This window comes from Stenotrophomonas sp. Ps181, from assembly GCF_025697425.1.
GTDB lineage: Bacteria > Pseudomonadota > Gammaproteobacteria > Xanthomonadales > Xanthomonadaceae > Stenotrophomonas > Stenotrophomonas sepilia.
On sequence record NZ_JAHWBI010000006.1, the window covers coordinates 315,576 to 334,637 of the forward strand.

Annotated in this window: 15 protein-coding genes; 9 read left to right on the forward strand and 6 right to left on the reverse strand. The window is 67.8% G+C overall.

Features of this window, described 5'->3' with window-relative positions:
* Positions 1-62: 62 nt before the first annotated feature.
* The 3 genes from KXV01_RS15800 (at position 63) to pbpC (ending at position 9,023) form a co-directional block, all read left to right on the forward strand.
* Positions 63-1,523 (forward strand): bifunctional 2-methylcitrate dehydratase/aconitate hydratase, encoded by a 1,461-nt coding sequence (locus tag KXV01_RS15800; RefSeq protein WP_164283600.1) that lies wholly within the window; start codon positions 63-65, stop codon positions 1,521-1,523.
* A gap of 161 nt (positions 1,524-1,684) precedes the next feature.
* Complete coding sequence (locus KXV01_RS15805) at positions 1,685-6,592, forward strand: alpha-2-macroglobulin (protein ID WP_134709676.1); 4,908 nt, start codon at positions 1,685-1,687, stop codon at positions 6,590-6,592.
* A gap of 49 nt (positions 6,593-6,641) precedes the next feature.
* Positions 6,642-9,023, forward strand: coding sequence for a penicillin-binding protein 1C (gene pbpC, locus KXV01_RS15810; protein ID WP_263467912.1), 2,382 nt, complete (start codon positions 6,642-6,644; stop codon positions 9,021-9,023).
* 120 nt (positions 9,024-9,143) lie between these two features.
* On the opposite strand, the gene KXV01_RS15815 is transcribed toward pbpC, so the two are convergent.
* Both KXV01_RS15815 and KXV01_RS15820 read right to left on the reverse strand, forming a co-directional pair.
* On the reverse strand, positions 9,144-9,719 hold the full coding sequence (locus tag KXV01_RS15815; protein WP_099494750.1) for a ferritin-like domain-containing protein: 576 nt from the start codon (positions 9,717-9,719) through the stop codon (positions 9,144-9,146).
* A 29-nt stretch (positions 9,720-9,748) separates the two neighbouring features.
* Positions 9,749-10,231, reverse strand: a complete 483-nt coding sequence (locus tag KXV01_RS15820) for a peroxiredoxin (protein ID WP_049413449.1) — start codon at positions 10,229-10,231, stop codon at positions 9,749-9,751.
* A 262-nt stretch (positions 10,232-10,493) separates the two neighbouring features.
* Here KXV01_RS15820 and KXV01_RS15825 point away from each other — a divergent pair, with 262 nt between their 5' ends.
* Positions 10,494-11,381: a DnaJ C-terminal domain-containing protein gene (locus KXV01_RS15825; RefSeq protein ID WP_005418339.1), complete on the forward strand. Its 888-nt coding sequence runs from the start codon at positions 10,494-10,496 to the stop codon at positions 11,379-11,381.
* An 80-nt stretch (positions 11,382-11,461) separates the two neighbouring features.
* On the opposite strand, the gene pilH is transcribed toward KXV01_RS15825, so the two are convergent.
* Both pilH and KXV01_RS15835 read right to left on the reverse strand, forming a co-directional pair.
* Positions 11,462-11,833, reverse strand: coding sequence for a twitching motility response regulator PilH (gene pilH, locus KXV01_RS15830; RefSeq protein WP_005410644.1), 372 nt, complete (start codon positions 11,831-11,833; stop codon positions 11,462-11,464).
* 88 nt (positions 11,834-11,921) lie between these two features.
* Positions 11,922-12,917 (reverse strand): YhdH/YhfP family quinone oxidoreductase, encoded by a 996-nt coding sequence (locus tag KXV01_RS15835; protein ID WP_049413450.1) that lies wholly within the window; start codon positions 12,915-12,917, stop codon positions 11,922-11,924.
* A gap of 153 nt (positions 12,918-13,070) precedes the next feature.
* Here KXV01_RS15835 and hflK point away from each other — a divergent pair, with 153 nt between their 5' ends.
* The 5 genes from hflK (at position 13,071) to KXV01_RS15860 (ending at position 17,468) form a co-directional block, all read left to right on the forward strand.
* Complete coding sequence (gene hflK / locus KXV01_RS15840) at positions 13,071-14,204, forward strand: FtsH protease activity modulator HflK (protein ID WP_049413452.1); 1,134 nt, start codon at positions 13,071-13,073, stop codon at positions 14,202-14,204.
* The gene (locus KXV01_RS15845) at positions 14,201-15,064 is read left to right on the forward strand and encodes a protease modulator HflC (RefSeq protein ID WP_019660037.1); all 864 of its coding nucleotides are present in this window, start codon (positions 14,201-14,203) and stop codon (positions 15,062-15,064) included. Before hflK ends, KXV01_RS15845 begins: the two co-directional genes overlap by 4 nt.
* A 67-nt stretch (positions 15,065-15,131) precedes the next feature.
* A complete protein-coding gene (locus tag KXV01_RS15850; protein WP_049435338.1) occupies positions 15,132-15,317 on the forward strand; it encodes a DUF2065 family protein in 186 nt (61 codons plus the stop codon).
* A 321-nt stretch (positions 15,318-15,638) separates the two neighbouring features.
* Complete coding sequence (locus KXV01_RS15855; protein WP_014648029.1) at positions 15,639-16,931, forward strand: adenylosuccinate synthase; 1,293 nt, start codon at positions 15,639-15,641, stop codon at positions 16,929-16,931.
* A gap of 126 nt (positions 16,932-17,057) precedes the next feature.
* Positions 17,058-17,468, forward strand: coding sequence for a hypothetical protein (locus KXV01_RS15860; protein WP_263467913.1), 411 nt, complete (start codon positions 17,058-17,060; stop codon positions 17,466-17,468).
* Here the strand turns inward: KXV01_RS15860 and KXV01_RS15865 are convergent.
* Together KXV01_RS15865 and KXV01_RS15870 are read right to left on the reverse strand one after the other, a co-directional pair.
* Positions 17,398-18,078 (reverse strand): M23 family metallopeptidase, encoded by a 681-nt coding sequence (locus tag KXV01_RS15865; protein WP_134709677.1) that lies wholly within the window; start codon positions 18,076-18,078, stop codon positions 17,398-17,400. The genes KXV01_RS15860 and KXV01_RS15865 overlap by 71 nt on opposite strands.
* Positions 18,079-18,082: 4 nt before the next feature.
* Entirely contained in the window at positions 18,083-19,045 is a 963-nt protein-coding gene (locus tag KXV01_RS15870; protein ID WP_263467921.1) for a L,D-transpeptidase, read from the reverse strand.
* Positions 19,046-19,062: the final 17 nt, after the last annotated feature.

Genomic DNA, 19,062 nt, shown 5'->3' on the forward strand with positions numbered 1-19,062 from the left:
AACCAAGGTTGGCGGCTACCGGGACGCGCGACCTGACCTGCTTTCCGGCGAGGAGACCGATAATGTCCGACAGCCACACCCCATCCAACGAGCGTGCAGCGTGGGATGCGCTGCTGGTGGACATCGTCGATTACGTGCGCGAGGCGCGCATCGACTCACCCCTGGCGTTCCAGACCGCACACCACTGCCTGCTCGACACGCTGGGCTGCGGCCTGGAAGCGCTGTCCTTCCCGGCCTGCAGCAAACTGCTTGGTCCACTGGTGCCGGGCATCAGCGTGGTCAACGGCGCGCGCGTTCCGGGTACGCACTACGTGCTGGACCCGGTGCAGGCCGCCTTCAACATCGGCGCGATGGTGCGCTGGTTGGATTTCAACGATACCTGGCTGGCGGCCGAATGGGGGCACCCTTCGGACAACCTGGGTGGCATCCTTGCCGTCTGCGATTGGTTGGGCCGCAACGCGCAGGCCCTGCGGCGCCCCCCGCCGACCGTGCGCGACGTGCTGCTGGCGATGATCAAGGCGCACGAGATCCAGGGCGTGCTGGCGCTGGAGAATTCCTTCAACCGGGTCGGGCTGGACCACGTGGTGCTGGTCAAAGTGGCCACCACCGCCGTGGTTGCGCATCTGCTCGGCCTGGATCGCGAACGCATGCTCAATGCGTTGTCGCTGGCCTGGGTCGATGGCCAGTCCCTGCGCACCTACCGGCACGCACCCAACACCGGCTCGCGCAAGAGCTGGGCAGCCGGCGACGCGACCAGCCGTGGCGTGCGGCTGGCGCTGATGGCGGCCAGTGGCGAGATGGGCTACCCCAGCGTGCTCAGCGCGCCGACCTGGGGCTTTGAAGCGGTGTCGATGCATGGCAAGGCACTGACGCTGGGGCGACCGCTGGGCAGCTACGTGGTGGAGAACGTGCTCTTCAAGATCAGCTACCCGGCCGAGTTCCATGGCCAGACCGCGGTGGAGGCGGCCATCACGCTGCACCAGCAGTTGCGTGCGATGGGGCGGCGGGTCGAGGACATCGCGCACATCGCGATCCGGACCCAGGAAGCCTGCATCCGCATCATCGACAAGCAGGGCCCGCTGCATAATCCGGCCGACCGCGACCACTGCGTGCAGTACATGGTCGCCATCGCGCTGCTGCACGGGCGGCTGGTGGCCGAGGATTACGAGGACGACGTTGCCACTGATCCGCGCATCGATGCCCTGCGCGCGAAGATGGCCTGCCATGAGGATCCGCAGCTCAGCGCCGACTACCTGGACCCGGACAAGCGCAGCATCGCCAACGGCCTGAGCGTGCGCTTCAGCGACGGCACTGAGCTGCCCGAGGTACTGGTGGAATACCCGCTGGGCCACGCGCGCCGACGCGAGGAGGGCATTCCGTTGCTGATGGACAAGTTCCGCCGGCACCTGGCCCATCGCTTCCCGACCACCCAGCAGCAGCGCATCCTGGCCGCATCGCTGGATCCGGTGGCGCTGGCGGCAATGCCGGTGACCGACTACGTGGACCTGTACCTGCCGGGGTAGGGCGATCGGTAGTGCCGGCCGCTGGCCGGCAATTCCATCCAACCTGCCATGCCGGTTGCCGGCCAGCACCGGCACTACCCGCACCGGGGCGATTGCCGGATTTGCGTCAACACCTTGACGCGGCCTGCCTATAATGGCCACCTCGATCAAGGAGTGACGACATGAGCGGTCCGGCACGGCGGAAGCGGTGGGGATGGGCGGCGGCGGTACTGGCAGGAGGCCTGTTGCTGGGCCTGGCCGGCTGCCGCAACGACAGCGGGCAGCTGCCCAAGGCCAGTGGCGAGGCGATCACCACCAAGGCCGAGCAGGTGAAGGAATTCACCCTGCTGCGCGCCTACCCGGACCAGAAGAATGACGGCCTGTCGCTGGCGCTGGAGTTCTCGCGCCCGCTGGTCGGCACCCAGGATTTCGACACGCTGGTGCGCTTCGAGGAGAAGGTCGGCACCGAGGACAGCAGCTGGACGCTGTCCGATGACGGCCTGACCCTGCGCTACCCGTTCGTCGAGGCCGGCAAGGAGTTCAGCCTGGTGGTCTCGCCGGACCTGCTGGCCGCCGATGGCAGCCGCCTGGGCAAGGAACTGAAGCAGAAGGTGTTCAGCGGCGAGCTGAAGCCGGTGGTTGGCTTCGCCTCGCAGGGCAGCGTGCTGCCGGCCAAGGACAGCCGTGGCCTGCCGGTGGTCTCGGTGAACGTGCCCGAGGTCGACGTCGAATTCCTGCGCGTGCGCGAGAAGGACCTGCCGACCTTCTTCAGCCAGTACCAGCGCGGCGGCCGCCGTGGCAGCTGGGAGCTGAGCAGCGACTACGAGCGCAGCCCGATCAACAAGCTGGCCGAGCCGGTGTACGTCAACCGTTTCATCCTGGGGGGCAAGCAGAACGAGCGGGTGCTGACCTACCTGCCGACCCAGGACATCAAGGAACTGCAGGAGCCGGGCCTGTACTTCGCCCTGCTCAAGCGCACCGGTGACTACGAAGGCGAGTTCGATACCGCGTTCTTCTCGGTCAGCGACATCGGCCTGCATACCCGCGCCTACAAGGACAAGCTGTTCGTCCATACCGCCGGCCTCAAGGATGGCGCGCCACTGAAGGGCATCGACCTGCGCGTGCTCGACGCCAAGGGTGAGGTGGTGCTGAAGGGCAGCACCGACGGCAACGGCAACGCGCTGCTGAACTACACCCTGGATGCCACCCACGTGCTGGTCGCCAGCAGTGGCAAGGACACCAGCTTCCTGCCGTTCAACCAGCCGGCGCTGGACCTGAGCGAGTTCGCTGTGGCCGGCCGCGACAACGCGTGGTTCGATGTCTATGCCTGGTCCGGGCGCGACCTGTACCGCCCGGGCGAGACCGTGCGCCTGTCCGCGTTGCTGCGCGACAACGACGGCAAGCCGGTCAAGGCGCAACCGGTGTTCCTGCGCCTGAAGCAGCCCGACGGCAAGACCTTCCGCGAGACCCGCCTGCAGCCGGGCGACCAGGGCTACATCAATTTCGAGCAGGTGATCCCCGCCGAGGCGCCGACCGGCCGCTGGCAGGTCGAGTTCCGCACCGACCCGGCCAGCAAGGAAGCGATCCAGGGCATGACCCTGCGCATCGAGGAGTTCCTGCCCGAACGCATGAAGCTGGACCTGGACAGCGCGCAGAAGACGCTGAAGCCGGGTGAGGACCTGCGCCTGCAGGCCAATGGTGCCTACCTGTATGGCGCACCGGCCGATGGCAACCGCTTCACCGCACGCATGGCGGTTGCCGCCGAACAGAAGCCCGTGGAAGGCCTGCCGGGCTATTTCTTCGGTGACCCGACCCTGCAGCTGCCGCGCGAGGCCAAGGACGTGATCGATACCACGCTGCCGGCCAGTGGCCAGCTGCGTGAGGATGTGGCGCTGCCGGAAGAGGCGGCCAAGGCCAAGGCGCCGATCGCCGTGGTGCTGTCCGGCAGCCTGTATGAAACCGGTGGCCGCACGGTCACCCGCACCCTGAAGCGGGTGATGTGGCCGGCCAACGCGCTGGTCGGCGTGCGCCCGCTGTTCAACCCGGACGATGGTGCCGATGCCAACGGCAACGCACGCTTCGAGCTGATGCGCGTGGATGCCGCCGGTACGCCGCAGCCGGCCAAGGGCCTGAAGATAACCCTGGTGCGCGAGCTGCGCGACTACCACTGGACCTTCAACGACAACCGCTGGGATTACGATTTCACCCGCCGTTTCGAGAACAAGGAAACCCGCACCGTCGATGCCGGCAGCAGTGCGGTTGCCTTCGATTTCCCGGTGGAGTGGGGCGAGTACCGGGTGGACGTGTTCGATCCGTCCACCGGCCTGACCAGCCGCTACCCGTTCCGTGCCGGCTGGAGCTGGGGCGATGACAACCGTGGCCTGGATGCACGCCCGGACAAGGTCAAGCTGGGCCTGGACAAGACCGGCTACAAGGCCGGTGACACCCTGGAAGTGACGGTGACCCCGCCGCACGCCGGCAAGGGCATCCTGATGGTCGAGACCGACCGCATGCTGTACGTGCAGGACATCGACGCCAAGCCGGGTTCGACCTTCAAGATCCCGGTCACCGCCGACTGGGAACGCCACGATGTCTACATCACCGCGCTGGTGTTCCGCGGCGGCAGTGCGCCGAGCAAGATCACCCCGGCCCGTGCCGTGGGCGTGGTGCATGTGCCGATGGACCGCAAGGGCCGCACCGTGGCCGTCGGCCTGGTCGCGCCCAAGCAGATGCGGCCGGAACAGGACCTGCCGGTAACCGTCAGTGCGCCGCAGCTGGCCGGCAAGACCGCGCACGTCACCGTTTCGGCGGTGGACGTGGGCATCCTCAACATCACCCGTTTCCCGGTGCCCGACGCCGGTGCACACTTCTTCGCCCAGCGTCGCCTCGGTATCGATGCCTACGACATCTACAGCCGGGTGATCGAGAGCTTCGATGGCGGCAGCGGCAAGCTGAAGTTCGGCGGCGACATGGCGCTGCAGGCATTGCCGCAGGCCAAGCGCCCGACCGCGCGCGTGCAGACCGTGGACCTGTTCTCCGGCCCGGTGCAGCTCGATGCCAAGGGCAATGCCCGCATCCGCCTGAAAGTGCCGGACTTCAACGGCACCCTGCGCGTGTCGGCGCTGGTCTACAGCGATGACCAGTACGGCAAGCGCGACGTGGAAACCATCGTGCGCGCACCGATCCTGGCCGAAGCCAGCATGCCCCGCGTGCTGGCCCCGGGCGACCGCAGTACCGTGACCCTGGACGTGCAGAACTTCACCGGCAAGCCGGGCCAGTTCAACGTGAAGGTGGAAACCGAGGGCCCGTTGAACCTGGGCGAGGGCAGCCGCAGCGTGCAGTTGAATGCCGACGCCAAGACCACGCTGAGCTTCCCGTTGTCGGCACGCGAAGGCCACAGCGTGGCCAAGGTGAGGGTGCGGGTGGACGGCAACGGCTTCAAGGCCGATCGCCGCTACGACCTGCCGGTGCGTGCGGCGTGGCCGCAGGTGCTGCGTTCGCAGGTGCGTACGCTCGATCCACTGGCGGCGGTCAGCCTCGACAACAGCCTGACCGATGGCCTGATGGCCGAGTCGGTCAATGCCCGCCTGCTGGTCAGCCCGCTGCCGCCGATTCCGTTCGCCAGTGCACTGCAGGGCGCGCTGAACTATCCATATGGCTGTGCCGAGCAGACCACCAGCAAGGGTTACGCGGCGCTGATCCTGGACCAGGCGACGTCGTCGATGCTCGGTGCCGACGGCCTGGATGCCAAGACCCGTCGCGAGCGCATGGAAGGTGCGTTCGGTCGCCTGGCGTCGATGCAGGTGGCCAACGGCAACTTCTCGATGTGGGGTGACGACGGCTACGTGAACCCGTGGCTGACCCCGTACATCACCGAGTTCCTGCTCGACGCCAAGGATGCCGGTTTTGCGGTGCCCGACAATGTGCTGCAGAAGGCGCTCAACCGGCTCAGCGAGGATCTGCTGTCCGGCGGCAACCAGTTCTACGGCCAGGACGACCGCGAGAAGCTGAAGTTCGCCAACCAGGCCTATTCGGGCTACGTGCTGGCCCGGGTCAACCGTGCACCGCTCGGTACCCTGCGCACGCTGTACGACAACGAGCGCAGCAAGGCGGTGGGCGGCCTGTCGCTGGTCCACCTGGGCGTGGCGCTGTCACTGCAGGGCGATGCCAAGCGTGGCCAGGCCGCGCTGGCGGCGGCCTTCGCCAAGTCCAGCAGCGAGCGCCCGTCGTACTTCGGCGACTACGGCAGCGCGATCCGCGATGACGCGCTGATGATCGCGCTGACCCACGAGAACAAGCTGGCCAAGCCGGCCTGGGACGCCCGCGCGGTCGACCTCGGTCGTGGCCTGGATGCGCGCCGCAATGCCGGCTGGATGTGGCTGAGCACGCAGGAACAGGTGGCGATTGCCCGCCTCGGCAAGGCGCTCGCCGCCAACCAGAAGGCGCTGGTGGCCGGTGAACTGGTGATCGGTGGCAACACCGAAGCCATCGGCGAGCGCAAGCTGTTCGGACGCAACTTCAGCGCCAGTGAACTGGCCAGCGGCGTGCGCTTCACCCCGCAGGGCCAGCCGCCGATGTTCGCCAGCATCGACGTGGCCGGCATCCCGCGCAGTGCACCGGCGCCGGACAACAGCGTGCTGGGTATTGAACGGAGCTACTTCGGTACCGATGGCAAACCGTGGTCGCCGCGCCCGCTGAAGGAAGGCGAAGCACTGATCGTGCGCGTCACCGTCACCGCCGACACCACGATGCCCGATGCACTGCTGACCGACCTGCTGCCGGCGGGCCTGGAGATCGAGAACTTCAACCTGGGCGATGCCAAGCAGTGGGCCGACGTGGTGGTCGATGGCATCACCATCAGCGACCGGGGCGAGGCCGCCGATACCAAGCACGAGGAGTTCCGCGACGACCGCTACGTGGCCGCGCTGAAGCTCTCGCGTGGCAGCAAGGCCAACGTGTTCTACCTGGTGCGCGCGGTGACCCCGGGCACCTACTCGGTGCCGCCGCCGCTGGTGGAGGACATGTACCGGCCGCAGCTGCGCGGTGTCGGCCGCAGCAGCCCGACCACGATCACGGTGGTACAGCCGTGACCGCGCGGACGGGCCGCGACGGCGCGGCCCGTCCTGCTGGCAACCTGCGATGAAGAACACGATGACGACCCGGCTGGCGGCCCTGCGCCGCCGGTGGCGGCCGCTGTGGCCGTGGCTGCGCTGGGGCATGGCCGCTACGCTGGCGCTGCTGCTGGTGCTGGATCTCGCCTTCCCGCCGCCGCTGCCGAAGCAGCGTGATACCAGCACCCTGGTGGTGGCTGCCGACGGTACGCCGTTGCGTGCGTTCGCCGATGCCGAAGGCGTGTGGCGGTATCCGGCCTCGATCGACAGCGTCTCGCCGCTGTACCTGCAGGCGTTGCTGACGTTTGAAGACCGCTGGTTCTGGCGCCACCCGGGCATCAACCCGCTGGCGATCCTGCGTGCCAGCGGCCAGCTGCTGCGCGGCGGCCGCATCGTGTCCGGTGGCTCGACCCTGACCATGCAGGTCGCGCGCATTCTCGATCCGCACTCACGCACCCCGTGGGGCAAGCTGAAACAGATGCTGCGTGCGGTGCAGCTTGAGGTGCACCTGAGCAAGCAGCAGATCCTGGCCCTGTACCTGGAGCGTGCACCCTACGGCGGCACCATCGAAGGCGTGGAAGCGGCCAGCTGGGCCTATCTGGGCAAGCCGGCGGCGCAGCTGTCGCATGCCGAGGCTGCGCTGCTGGCGGTGCTGCCACAGGCACCGAGCCGGCTGCGCCCGGACCGCCATCCGGAAGCTGCGCAGAAGGCGCGCGACAAGGTGCTGTCACGCATGGCCGAGCTGGGCGCGTGGACACCGGAGGAAGTGGAGGATGCGCGCATCGAGAACGTGGTGGCGCGCTCGCTGCGGCCGCCCCTTCATGCCGCGCTGCTGGCGCAGCGCCTGCACGCGGCGCATCCGGGCCAGGCACGCATCCAGAGCAGCATCGACATCGGCCTGCAGCGCACGCTGGAAGAGCGCGTGGCCAGCTATTTCTCGACGCTGCCCGAGCGTACCTCGGCGGCCCTGCTGGTGGTCGACAACCGGACCCTGCAGGCACGCGCCTATGTCGGCACATTGTCCTTCGGCGACCGCCGGCGGCTGGGTCACGTGGACATGGTGCAGGCCTGGCGTTCGCCAGGATCCACGCTCAAGCCGTTCCTGTATGCGATGGCGCTGGACGATGGCCTGATCCATTCGGAAAGCCTGCTGGTCGATGCACCGCAGAGTTTCGGCAGCTACCGCCCCGGCAACTTCGACATGGCCTTCAATGGGCCCATCGGTGCCTCCAGCGCATTGCGGCTGTCGCTCAACGTACCGTCGGTGGACCTGCTGCAGCGGGTCGGCGCCGCGCGCTTCGCTGCCCGGCTGTCGCACGCGGGCATCCAGCTGCGCTTCCCGCCGGGCAGTACGCCCAACCTGTCGCTGATCCTGGGCGGCACCGGCGCGCGCCTGGAAGACCTGGTCGGCGCCTTCGCCGCGCTCAACCGGAGCGGTATCGCCGGCCGCGTGCGTTACACCGACGACGAGCCCATGATCGAGCGGCGCCTGGCCTCGCCGGGCGCCAGCTGGATCGTGCGCGAGATGCTCGAATCAAACCCGCGACCGGGATACAGCGCCGGGACGTTCGATGTCGGTGGCCGCCCGCGCGTGGCGTGGAAGACCGGCACCAGTTACGGGTACCGCGATGCGTGGGCGATCGGCAGTACCCGCCACTACACGGTGGGCGTGTGGGTGGGCCGGCCGGACGGTACGCCGTTGCCGGGCCAGTACGGCGCGGTCACCGCGCTGCCGCTGATGTTCGAAGTGGTGGACAGCCTGCCGCGCCAGCGTGGTGATTCGGCGGCCGCGCCGATGCCGGCCAGTGTCAGCCAGGAAGACATCTGCTGGCCCACTGGCGAACGTGCCGAGGGGCTGCCGGCGGCACTGTGCCAGCGCAGGATGCCAGCCTACCTGCTCGATGGCGCAACACCGCCGACCTTCCCGGAGCGCGAGGCGCGGCGCTGGCAGCCGGGGCGTCAACGTTACCTGGCCGATGCCCGCAGCGGACTGCGCGTGTCTGCCGACTGCCGCCTGCCGCATGAGGAAGTCGCCCGCGAGATCGCGCGCTGGCCGGCGTTGCTGTCACCGTGGCTGCCCAAGGCCACGCGCGAGGCCTCGCAGTTGCCGGGGCTGTCGCCGGACTGCCGCGACGACGGGCGCGAGGCCAGCGTCGCGCTGCATGTGGATGGGCTCAATGACGGCGCCACGCTGGCGCGCGCGCCGAATTCGGAACACGGCGTGCGCCTGCAGCTGCGCGCGCTGGGCAGCGAGCAGGCGGTGGACTGGTTGCTGGACGGCCGCTGGATCGCGCAGACCCACGGCGCGCAGTTGATGCAGCGCGAGTTCGCTGATCCCGGGGCGCATACCCTGACCGCCTTGGCCGCGGACGGCGCGTGGACGCAGGTACGGTTCACTGTCCTCCGGTAGGTACCGGGCCATGCGCGGCGGGATGACATCGCTCCGCTTCGGCGGGTGCCAACCTTGGTTGGCACAGGCAGGAAGGATTGCCCACCAAGGTGGGCATCTACCAAGGCTTATGCGGGGCCGCTATTCCCCGATCCATCCATCCAGCAGATCGGCGAACTCGTCGGCGTGTTCCTCTTCCTGCGCCAGGATCTCTTCGAGGATGCGCTTGGTGGTGGTATCGCGGTCGCCGATGAAGTTGATCATCTCGCGGTAGCTGTCGATGGCGATGCGTTCGGCCACCAGGTTCTCGCGGACCATGTCGCGCAGATCGCTGCCTTCCTTGTATTCGGCATGCGAGCGCGCGGTCAGCGTATCCGGGTTGAAGTCGGGCTCGCCGCCGAGCTGCACGATGCGCTCGGCCAGCTTGCCGGCATGCGCCTGTTCCTGCTGTGCATGTTCAAGGAATTCGGCTTTCACCGCGTCGGCCAGCATGCCCTTGGCCATGAAGTAGTGCCGGTAGTAGCGCAGCACGCACACGTACTCGGTGGCCAGTGCGTCGTTGAGCAGCTTGATCACCACCTTGCGGTCGGCGCTGTAGCTGTCGGTGATCGCACCATCCTCGATGTTGCGCCGGGCGCGCTCGCGCAGGGCCGTGCGCTCGCTGATGCCGGGAATCTGCGCGGCGGGCTTGGGGGCATTGGCTGGCTTGCTGGACATGGCTGGCCGTTTCCTCTTGCGGTGGGAGATCAGGTGGGCAGGTGCTCCAGCACGTAGTCGGCCGAAGACACTTCGAATTGACCGGGCTGCTCAACCCAGGCGGCGCGGACCACGCCGTCGACCACGTACAGGGCGAAACGGCGCGAGCGGATGCCCATGCCCGAGGCACTGGCGTCGAGCTCCAGGCCGAGCGCGCGGGTCAGTTCGGCATTGCCGTCGGACAGCATCAGCAGGCCGTCGGGCACGTGCTGGTCGGCGGCCCAGGCCTTCATCACGAACGGGTCGTTGACGGCCATGCAGTAGACATCGATGCCGCGCTGGCGGAAGGCCTCGAATTTCTCGACGTAGCCGGGCAGGTGGCGCGCCGAGCACGTCGGCGTGAACGCGCCGGGCACGGCGAACAGCACCACCTTGCGCGCGTCGAACAGCGAATGCGTATCGAGCGTTTCAATGCCCTCGCGGATGCGCTTGAGGGTCACTTCCGGAATGCGGTCGCCGACATGGATGGTCATGGGGGAACTCCTTGCTGGGGCAGCGTAGTGGGCCGGATGGGACAGGGACGTCAAGACATTGGAAAACCGGCGTGCAGGCCCCATCTTCAGGCTTTGCGGAGCGGGCTTCCAGCCATAGCCTGGGGCAGGGCGATGGCAACCGCATTGCGCAGGATCAGTCGGCCTCACCGGGGCCGCACGAGGGGCGGCGTAGCATCGCCGGCGCGTAGAATGAACCCAGGGCGGCGCCACCGGCGCGGCCGAAGCAGATCGAGGTAGCTGGATGGAATTCAAGGATTACTACGCCACCCTGGGGGTGGAACCGAGCGCGGGCGAGGCGGAGATCAAGACCGCCTACCGCCGGCTGGCACGCAAGTACCACCCGGACGTCAGCAAGGAGGCCGGGGCGGAAGACAAGTTCAAGGCGGTCAACGAGGCCTACGAGGCGCTGCGCGACCCGGAAAAGCGCGCGGCCTACGACCAGCTGCGCGCGCAGGGCTATCGCCCGGGCGAGGAATTCAACGTGCCGCCGAACTACGGCGGCGCCGGTGGTTTCAATTTCGAGGAAGTGTTCGGCGGTGGTGGCGCCAACGGCGGCTTCAGCGACTTCTTCGAAAGCCTGTTCGCGCGCCAGCGCGGCGGTGCCGGCCCTGGCCCGGGGTTCAGCAGCCAGGGCCATGCCCCCAACCGCGACACCCGCGCCAAGCTGTCGGTCCCGCTGGAAGCGGCCTACAGCGGCGACAGCCTGCGCATCACCGTCAACGGCAAGCAGCTGGACGTGCGCGTGCCCAAGGGCATCCGTCCGGGCCAGGTGATCCGCCTGGCGGGGCAGGGCAACCATGGCGGCAACCTGCTGCTGGAAGTGGAGTACGCCGCACACCCGCAGTTCGAGGTCGATGGCCGCAACATCCTCTACACCTTGCCGGTCACGCCGTGGCAGGCCGCGCTGGGTACCAGCATCAGCGTGCCGACCCTGGGCGGCGCGGTGGAACTGAAGATCCCGGCCGACTCCGATGCCGGGCGCAAGCTGCGCCTGCGCGGCCGTGGCCTGCCGGGCAATCCGGATGGCGACCAGATCGTCGAGATCGAGATCGTGGCCCCGGCCGCGACCGACGAGGCGCAGAAGAAGGCCTATCGGAACCTGGCCAAGGCGTTTGGCGAGACGATCTGAGCACGCCTTCCGGTAGTGCCGGCCGCTGGCCGGCAATCACACATCATTGCCGGCCAGCGGCCGGCACTACCGCGTGCGTCTCAGCCCTGTCCGGCGAACACCCGCTCCAGCACTTCGGACAGCTCGTCTTCCGAGAACGGCTTGGTGATGTAGGCCTTGGCGCCCTGGCGCATGCCCCACATGCGGTCGGTGTCCTGGTCCTTGGTGGTCACCAGGATCACTGGAATATGCCGGGTTGCCTCGTCGCGGGCGAGGGTGCGGGTGGCCTGGAAGCCGTTGAGATTGGGCATCACCACGTCCATCAGGACCAGGTCGGGCAGCTCGGCCTTGGCGGTTTCGACCCCGGCCGCGCCATCGGTGGCGGTCAGGATCTGGTGCCCGAGCTTCTCGACGATGCGCTGTATCCCCAACAGCTGCGACGGTGAGTCGTCGACGATCAGAATGCGTGCCATGTTGTTCCCCATGTAATGCCCGCAGTGTAGTGCGGGCTCATTACCGGCGGGAGGGGCGCATCTGCCGTCCGTCGCCTGCCTGCGACGTTCAGTCGATCCGCACCACGGTGCGACCCAGCGATCCGCCCTCCAGCATCCGCTCGAACACGGCCGGCAGGCCATCAAGGCCGACCTCGGCGGTACAGATGCGGTCCAGGTGCTGTGGTTTCCATTCGTTGCCCAGCCGCGCCCAGACTTCCTCGCGCAGCCCGCGTGGCGCATTGGCCGAGGACACGCCCAGCAGCGACACACCACGCAGGATGAACGGCATCACCGTCATGTCCAGCGTCGGGCTGGCCGCCAGGCCGGCACTGACCACGCTGCCGTAGGGCGCGGTCTGCGCCAGCAGGCTGGCGAGCATGGCGCCGCCGGCATTGTCCAGGCCCCCACCGAAACGCGCCGATTGCAGTGGGCCGGTGTCGGCCAGGGCCTCACGCGGCAGCACCTCGGTGGCGCCGATGGCGTGCAGGAAACCGGTCTGGTCGGGTTTGCCGCTGATCGCATGCACCGTATAGCCGGCGCGGCTGAAGATCGACAGTGCCAGCGCGCCGACGCCGCCACTGGCGCCGGTGACCGCCAGCGGTCCAAGCTCCGGGCTCTGCCGGTTGTCCTGCATGCGCAGCAGCGCCAACGCCGCGGTGAATCCGGCGGTGCCCAGCACCATCGCCTCGCGTGGGCTCAGCCCGGCCGGCTGGGCGATCACCGCACGCGATTCCAGCCGCACGTACTGGCTGTAGCCGCCGTCGCGGGTCTCGCTGAGGCCGCAGCCGGTGGCCAGCACCGCGTCGCCTTCACGCCATTCCGGATCGGTGCTGGCGACCACGGTGCCGGCCACGTCGATGCCGCCGACCAGCGGGAAGCGGCGCAGGATCTTTCCCTTGCCGGTGCCGGCCAGGGCGTCCTTGTAGTTGACCGAGGACCAGTTGGCGCGGATCAGAACCTGGCCGGGGCTGAGGTCTTCGACCTTGAGCTGGGCCAGGCCGCTGCGGTAACCGGCGTCGTCGTTTTCGATGCGGAAGGCGGTGAACGGGGTGGTGGGGGCCATCGGCATTGCCTGACTTCGAGGAAAACGCCACCTTACCCCGTTGCCCCCCTTTCGATCCTGCCGATCCGCCCCATCTTGTATGATCGGTAATGGTTTCACGGCTGGCGCCGCGGGAAGGGCCCGCGCCGCAGCCCACATCTTGATGGAGCGTGCATGGCCTGGAATACACCCGGCGGCAACAAGGGCGGACAAGGCCCCGAGGACAATCGACGCGGGCCGTTCGGGTCGCGCGGCGGTGGCAATGGTGGTGGCTGGGGCGGATTGCCCGGGCCGCTGAAGGACCTGTTCGACGGCGGCATCGTGCGTTGGGTGGTGGCGGCCGTGGTGCTGCTGGTGCTGTTCTCCAGCTTCCAGCTGATCGGTGAACAGCAGCGTGGCGTGGTCCTGCGCTTCGGCCAGTTCTCGCGCATCCTGCAGCCCGGTCCGAACTTCAAGCTGCCGTGGCCGATTGAATCGGTCACCAAGGTCAACGCCACCGAGATCAAGACGTTCTCGATCCAGGTGCCGGTGCTGACCCGCGACGAGAACATCGTCAACGTCTCGCTGAACGTCCAGTACCGCATCGACGACCCGCAGCAGTACCTGTTCGGCACTGTCGATGCGGACCAGGTGCTGGAGCAGTCGGCGCAGAGCGCGGTGCGCGAGGAAGTCGGCCGTGCCGACCTCAACGCTGTACTGAACAATCGTGGCCCGCTGGCCGTGGCGGCCGAGGAGCGCCTGCAGGCGCTGCTGAAGGCGTTCAAGACCGGCCTGACCGTGACCGGCCTGACCCTGCAGGACGCCCGTCCGCCGGAAGAAGTGAAGCCGGCCTTCGACGAGGTCAACGGTGCCCAGCAGGTCAAGGAGCGCCTGATCAACGAAGCCCAGGCCTACGCTGCCAAGGTCGTGCCGGAAGCCCGAGGCCAGGCCTCGCGCGCCCGTACCACCGCCGAAGGCTACAAGCAGGCCGCGGTGTCCAAGGCCGAGGGTGACGCGCAGCGCTTCAGCCTGTTGCAGGCCCAGTACAAGGACGCCCCGGAAGTGACCCGCAAGCGCCTGTGGCTGGAAACCGTGCAGCAGGTGCTGAGCGAGAACCGCAAGGTGATCGGCGGCGATGGCCGCCAGCTGATCTACGTGCCGATGACCGGCGATACCCGTCCCACCACCTCGGCCCCGGCCGCAGTGGCGAACCCGGACGTGGTGATGCCATCGCTGCCGGGTGCAGCGGTGGAAGCTTCCCGTGATCCGGGCCGGCCGGTGGGCCGCCCGACCGGGCGACCGAGCGGCCGTGAGGAGGGCAGCCGATGAAGAGTCCTATCTGGATCGCCGTGATCGTGGCGGTGGTGCTGGGCCTGCTCGGCTCGGTGTACGTGGTCCGTGAGGACCAGACCGCCATGGTGCTGAATCTGGGCAAGGTGGTGCGTTCGGACATCAAGCCGGGCCTGCACTTCAAGGTGCCGGTGGTGGAAACGGTGAAGGTCTTCGACCGCCGCTTCCAGGTGCTCGACACCGCGCCTGCGCGCTACTTCACCGCCGAGCAGAAGGACGTCAGCGTCGACTTCTTCGCCATCGGCTACATCTCCAACGTAGGTGACTACTTCCGCGCCACCGGCGGCGACCCGCGTGTGGCCAACGCCCGCCTGGCGCCGATCATCACCGACTCGCTGCGCAACCAGATCAACTCGCGCACCCTGCAGCAGCTGGTGTCCGGCGACCGCAGCGAGCTGATCGCCGAGCAGCTGAAGGGGATCAACGAGGCGGTGGCCGGCCTCGGAATGCAGATGATCGACCTGCGCATCAAGCAGGTGGACCTGCCGACCGACAGCCAGGTGATCAACGATGTGTACGAGCGCATGCGCGCCCAGCGCAAGCAGGAAGCGGCCAAGCTGCGTGCAGAGGGCGAGGAGCAGTCGCTGACCATCCGTGCCCAGGCCGACCGCGACAGCACCGTGCTGATCGCCGAGGCCGAGCGTGATGCACAGCGCCTGCGCGGTGAAGGCGATGCCGAGGCGGCCCGCATCTACGGCAAGGCCGGCTCGGCTGATCCGTCGTTCTACGCCTTCTACCGCAGCCTGGAGGCCTACCGTGGCTCCATGACCGACGGCAATGGCGTGATCGTGCTCGACAAGAACGACCCGTTCCTGCAGTACCTGAAGAACGACCGCTGAGGTCGCAGGGCACTACCCCACGGGGCCCGGCCAGACGCCGGGCCCCGTGCTTTTTCCGGAGTGCCCCATGAAAGATCTGTTCGCCGCCGTCTGCCTGGTTGCGGTGCTGGAAGGCCTGTTCCTGTTCGTGGCGCCGTTCGCCTGGAAGCGCATGGCCGAGCGCCTGCTGGACCTGCCCAGCCCGGTCCTGCGCAGCTTCGGCGGGCTGGTGCTGCTGGCCGGCCTGAGCCTGCTGTGGTGGGCCCGCCACTAGCAGGGTAGTGCCGGCCGCTGGCCGGCATCCTGGGATTGCCGGCCAGCGGCCGGCACTACCGGGCGGGGCCTGACCGGCCGGCACGACCGGGCGGGGCGGCTGACCGGCCGGTGAAGCCGCCGGTCGAAAAGGTGGCACCGGACCCCGGAAACCCGGATAATGCACAAAAGCCGGACGGGCCTCCCCGTTCGGCTTTTTCCGTGTCTGGGCCTTCCATCGCCGGCCGCTCCCCGTTTGGAGCCGCCCTCCAGGTGCTGGCCAGCCCCGCCACGGTTTACCCGTCCGCGGCCCCGATGGCCGCAACAAATCGAGGAGCCCGTCATGGGTCAGTCTGTCGTAGTGTTGGGTGCCCAGTGGGGCGATGAAGGCAAGGGCAAGATCGTCGATCTGCTCACTGAGGAAATCGGCGCTGTCGTGCGCTTCCAGGGCGGCCACAACGCCGGCCACACCCTGGTCATCAACGGCAAGAAGACCGTCCTGCACCTGATCCCGTCGGGCATCCTGCGTGACGACGCGCTGTGCCTGATCGGCAACGGCGTGGTGATCTCGCCGGCCGCGCTGCAGAAGGAAATCGCCGAGCTGGAAGCCTCCGGCGTGGAAGTGCGTTCGCGCCTGAAGATCTCCCCGGCCGCGCCGCTGATCATGCCGTACCACATCGCCCTGGACCAGGCGCGCGAGCGCGCTGCCGGTGGCAAGGCGATCGGCACCACCGGTCGTGGCATCGGCCCGGCGTACGAAGACAAGGTGGCGCGTCGCGGCATCCGCATCGCCGACCTGCATTACCCGAAACAGCTGGAAGAACTGCTGCGCACCGCGCTGGATTACCACAACTTCGTACTGACCAAGTATCTGAACACCGATGCGGTCGACTTCCAGAAGACCTTCGACGAAGCGCTGGCGTTCGGCGAATACGTCCAGCCGATGAAGTCCGACGTGGCCGGCATCCTGCACGACCTGCGCAAGCAGGGTAAGCGCGTGCTGTTTGAAGGCGCGCAGGGTGCGCTGCTGGACATCGACCACGGCACCTATCCGTACGTCACCAGCTCCAACACCACCGTCGGTGGTGCGCTGGCCGGTTCCGGCGTCGGCGCCGATTCGATCGACTACGTGCTGGGCATCGCCAAGGCCTACGCCACCCGCGTCGGCGGCGGCCCGTTCCCGACCGAACTGGACGACGAAGTCGGCCAGGGCATCCGTGACCGCGGCGCCGAGTACGGTGCGTCGACCGGCCGTCCGCGTCGTTGCGGCTGGATGGACATCGTCGCGCTGAAGCGCGCCGTGGCCATCAACGGCATCAGCGGCCTGTGCATCACCAAGCTGGACGTGCTCGACGGCATGGAAAAGCTGAAGGTCTGCATCGCCTACGAATACAACGGCAAGCGCACCGAGTACGCGCCGCTGGACGCGCAGGGCTGGGAAGAATGCACCCCGGTGTACCTGGAGTTCCCGGGCTGGAGCGAGAACACCCACGGCATCACCCAGTGGGACGACCTGCCGCCGGCCGCACGCGCCTACCTGCGTTCGCTGGAAGAGCTGGCCGGCTGCCCGATCAGCATCGTCTCCACCGGCCCGGACCGCGACCACACCATGGTGCTGCAGGATCCGTTTGCCTGAGCGAGAAACCGGTAGCGCTGGGCCATGCCTAGCACCGCTGGAAGAAAAGCCCCGCGAAAGCGGGGCTTTTTCGTTGCCGTGTGGGCAGGGCCAGCGGGGGAGCGACGCGATGACCAGGATGTCAGCGTGAAAGGTGAGACGGTAATGCGGGTCCCCCTGTGGATGTCGTGGAGCCTGTGGTGCATCGCCTGCCTGGTACTTGTGCTGGCCCTGGCTCGCGGACGCAGAATGGCGTCCTGCTTCGGCTATGGCCGCAGCGACGCATTGCCACGCGGCCGCTCATGGTTGCGGGTAACCGTGCTCAAGGTGGGCCCGGCGCTGGCGGGGCATCCGGCAGACATCGAGCTGCAGCCACCGCTGGATCTGCTGAAGCTGACCGACCTGGATTACCTCTGGCTGTGGCCGTTCTTCTTCTGGAAGATGGCGGCCCTGTTCCTGCTGATTCCAGGGGCTGCGTTGGCTGTCATTACTTTGGCGTTGCGGCGCTGGCAGCGCCGGGCATCGGTGCCGCCGACTTCAGCAAGGGATAGGGATTGATCGACTGTCCCTTCCACCACTGCTTTTCCGGCCCCAGCACATGCACCTCGAAGTGCAGGTGTGGGGCCTCGGCGCTGGCATTGCCGGTGCTGCCGACGTAGCCGATCACATCCCCGCGCCTGATCACCTGCTTCTCGGCCAGGCCATCGGCGTAGCGTTGCAGGTGCGCGTAGTAGTAGCACCAGCGCCCGCTGGGCTCGAACTGGTAGATCGTCAGCCCGCCGCGCTCACTGTCGAACAGTTTCTCCACCGTGCCATCGGCCGCCGCCAGCACCGGCGTACCGGCATCGGCCATGATGTCGATGGCATCGTGTACGCGGCCCTCGCTGCGTGCATCGGTGAAGGTATCGCGCAGCTGCGAGGGCAGGATGCCCTGCACCGGCAGCAGTAACCCGGGCGGTGCATCCGGAGCCTGCGCGGCCGGCGGCGCGTTGGAAGCGGGTGGGGCTGTTGCGCCCGGCGCTACCGGTTCCGTCACCGGCGCGGCGGCCACCGTCGATGGCGCTTCCGGCAGCGAGGCGGCTACCGGCTCGCCTGCATCGCGGTGCAGCCACCAGCCGGCCCCCAGTCCCAGCAGAACACCCAGCACGATCAGCTGCGAAAGACGCATCGGCTCACTCCTGCATCAGCACGGGTACCGAGGTGTCTACTGCGTCGGCCACGCGCAGTGCATCCCAGTTGGTCATGCGCACGCAGCCATGTGACTCGGTCTTGCCGACATGCCCGGGCTCGGGCGTGCCATGCAGGCCGTAGTGTGGCTTGGACAGGTCGATCCAGACCCGGCCGACCGGATTGTTCGGGCCCGGCGGCAGCGTCGCCTTCTTTTCGCCCTTGCGTGCATCCCAGAACAGCTTGGGGTTGTAGTGGAACGGCGGGTCGCGGTAAACGCCCAGGATCTTCCATTCGCCGATCGGCAGTGGATCATGCTGGCTGCCGGATGAGACAGGCACCTGCGCGGTCACCTTGCCCTGCGCATCCAGCAACTGCAGGGTGGAATCGGACTTGTCGACGACCACCTTGGCCGCCTTCGGCAGCGGCGATGGTGCGATATTTGGCACCTGGATGCGATTGCCCGCCTTGCTCAGATCCACGCCGGGATTGAGCCGCTTCAACAGCTCAGGGGATGCGTGGAAGCGCTCTCCCAGAGCTTCCTCCACACTGCCGTAGCCCAGCGATTTCAGCTTGGCCTGGGCGGCGGGCCCTTTCGGTGTGACCTGGAACGGACCGGCAACATCCTCGGCAGTCAGCGTGTAGCTGGCCAGCGGCGTGATCGTATCGGCCTGTAGAGCCTTCCAGGTCGCGTCGTCCAGTTCACCGGTGACGGTCAGGCCGTGCGCCGTCTGGAAACCCGACACCGCGCGCCGCTGGTTGCTGCCCACTTCGCCGTCGATCTGTCCGGGCGAGAAATTTGCTCGATCCAGCAGCACCTGGGCGTGCAGGGCGGAGCGTGCTGCGGTGTCCGGCCCGGCCTTCTCGGCAATGGGGGCGGGCAGCGCGGGCGCAGGGGACTGCGCGAAGGCGGGCGATATCAGTAGCGACAGGACGAACAGTACAAGATGGGGTACACGCATGGGCATCTCCGGCATTTACGGAA

What these genes read in the sequence shown, in the direction of transcription:
- KXV01_RS15870 (WP_263467921.1), bottom strand. Translation starts at nt 19,045, where the DNA reads ATGCCCATGCGTGTACCCCATCTTGTACTGTTCGTCCTGTCGCTACTG.
- KXV01_RS15820 (WP_049413449.1), bottom strand. Translation starts at nt 10,231, where the DNA reads ATGACCATCCATGTCGGCGACCGCATTCCGGAAGTGACCCTCAAGCGC.
- KXV01_RS15845 (WP_019660037.1), top strand. Translation starts at nt 14,201, where the DNA reads ATGAAGAGTCCTATCTGGATCGCCGTGATCGTGGCGGTGGTGCTGGGC.
- KXV01_RS15825 (WP_005418339.1), top strand. Translation starts at nt 10,494, where the DNA reads ATGGAATTCAAGGATTACTACGCCACCCTGGGGGTGGAACCGAGCGCG.
- KXV01_RS15815 (WP_099494750.1), bottom strand. Translation starts at nt 9,719, where the DNA reads ATGTCCAGCAAGCCAGCCAATGCCCCCAAGCCCGCCGCGCAGATTCCC.
- KXV01_RS15805 (WP_134709676.1), top strand. Translation starts at nt 1,685, where the DNA reads ATGAGCGGTCCGGCACGGCGGAAGCGGTGGGGATGGGCGGCGGCGGTA.
- KXV01_RS15850 (WP_049435338.1), top strand. Translation starts at nt 15,132, where the DNA reads ATGAAAGATCTGTTCGCCGCCGTCTGCCTGGTTGCGGTGCTGGAAGGC.
- KXV01_RS15865 (WP_134709677.1), bottom strand. Translation starts at nt 18,078, where the DNA reads ATGCGTCTTTCGCAGCTGATCGTGCTGGGTGTTCTGCTGGGACTGGGG.
- hflK (WP_049413452.1), top strand. Translation starts at nt 13,071, where the DNA reads ATGGCCTGGAATACACCCGGCGGCAACAAGGGCGGACAAGGCCCCGAG.
- KXV01_RS15800 (WP_164283600.1), top strand. Translation starts at nt 63, where the DNA reads ATGTCCGACAGCCACACCCCATCCAACGAGCGTGCAGCGTGGGATGCG.
- pbpC (WP_263467912.1), top strand. Translation starts at nt 6,642, where the DNA reads ATGAAGAACACGATGACGACCCGGCTGGCGGCCCTGCGCCGCCGGTGG.
- pilH (WP_005410644.1), bottom strand. Translation starts at nt 11,833, where the DNA reads ATGGCACGCATTCTGATCGTCGACGACTCACCGTCGCAGCTGTTGGGG.
- KXV01_RS15855 (WP_014648029.1), top strand. Translation starts at nt 15,639, where the DNA reads ATGGGTCAGTCTGTCGTAGTGTTGGGTGCCCAGTGGGGCGATGAAGGC.
- KXV01_RS15835 (WP_049413450.1), bottom strand. Translation starts at nt 12,917, where the DNA reads ATGGCCCCCACCACCCCGTTCACCGCCTTCCGCATCGAAAACGACGAC.